The sequence below is a fragment of the Micromonospora sp. NPDC048843 genome, from assembly GCF_040649965.1.
In the GTDB taxonomy this organism is placed as follows: Bacteria; Actinomycetota; Actinomycetes; order Mycobacteriales; family Micromonosporaceae; genus Micromonospora; species Micromonospora hortensis.
Genome location: NZ_JBEZGJ010000373.1, coordinates 1 through 1,366, shown reverse-complemented (window position 1 = coordinate 1,366; position 1,366 = coordinate 1). Strand labels below are relative to the sequence as shown.

Sequence of the window (1,366 nt, the reverse complement as noted above, 5' to 3'; positions counted from 1 at the left end):
TACTGCAACGGCAGTAGGCGAATCGAGTTCGGCTCGCGTTCGTTGGTCTGCCTGTGACGGACGTTGATGTCGATCGTTGGCACGGGGAGTTGGACCGGTTGCATGTCCGGATCGGGCCCAGGTTTCGGCGGTCGGAGCCGCGGCGGCGGGTGCGTCAGTACCTGTGCGGCCTGGTGTCGGGCCTGGGCCGGAAGAATGGCTGGACCCTGGCTGAGCAGGCCGGGGATGTGTCGCCGGACGGTATGCAGCGGTTGCTGCGGTGGGCGGACTGGGACGTCGACGCGGTCCGTGACGACGTGCGGGACTACGTCGTCGAGCACCTCGGCGACCCGAACGGTGTGTTGATCGTCGACGACACCGGGTTCCTGAAGAAGGGCACCCGGTCGGCCGGGGTGCAGCGCCAGTATTCGGGCACCGCTGGTCGGACGGAGAACTGCCAGGTCGGGACGTTCCTGGCCTACCGGTCGGCGAAGGGACACGCGCTGATCGACCGGCAGCTCTACCTCCCGGCGTCGTGGACCGATGACCGGGATCGGTGCCGGGACGCGGGGATCCCGGACGAGGTGCAGTTCGCCACGAAGGTCCAGATGGCCCGGGAGATGCTGGCCCGAGCCTTGGATGCCGGGGTGCCCGTCGGGTGGGTGACGATGGACGAGGCCTACGGCCAGTCGAAATCCCTGCGGGTCTGGTTGGAACACCGGGATGTGGGTTATGTGGTCGCGACCCGCCGCAACGACGACATGATCACCACCACGATGGGTCAGGCCCGCGCGGACGATCTGATCGCTGCTCTGCCAGCGCGGGCGTGGTGCCGGCTGTCCGCCGGCGCCGGTGCGCACGGCCCGCGCGAATACTGGTGGGCGCGGGTGCCGGTGCGTATCTGCTGGCAACCGGGCCGGGGGCATTGGCTGCTCGCCCGGCGCAGCATGACGACCGGGGAGATCGTGTACTACGTCTGTTACGGGCCCCGCCGCACCCGCCTGGTCGACCTGGCCCGCATCGCGGGGGCACGGTGGGCGATCGAGGAGTGCTTCCAACAGGCCAAGAACGAAGCCGGCCTCGACGAGTACCAGGTCCGTGACTGGCGGGCCTGGTACGCCCACATCACCCTGTCCATGGCCGCCCACGCCTGGCTGTCGGTCGCCCGATCCCTTACCGCAAAAGGGGACCCAGCTCAGGCGACGACATGATGATCGGCTACACCGTACCGGAGATCCGAAGACTGCTTACCGCACTCGCAGTCCGATCAACGCACCCACCAGAGCACGTCTGGGCCTGGTCCCGATGGCGCCGACGACGCCAACACCAAGCCCGAACCTGCCACTACCGACGACACGGCTACCCCTGACCAACTGCCGTTGCAGTA

The 1,366-nt window shown here is 68.1% G+C and carries 1 protein-coding gene; it reads left to right on the top strand.

Features of this window, described 5'->3' with window-relative positions; all coding sequences use genetic code 11:
• Window positions 1-89 precede the first annotated feature (89 nt).
• Window positions 90-1,190, top strand: coding sequence for an IS701 family transposase (locus AB0C20_RS36175; protein WP_357569720.1), 1,101 nt, complete (start codon window positions 90-92; stop codon window positions 1,188-1,190).
• The last annotated feature ends 176 nt before the right edge of the window (window positions 1,191-1,366 follow it).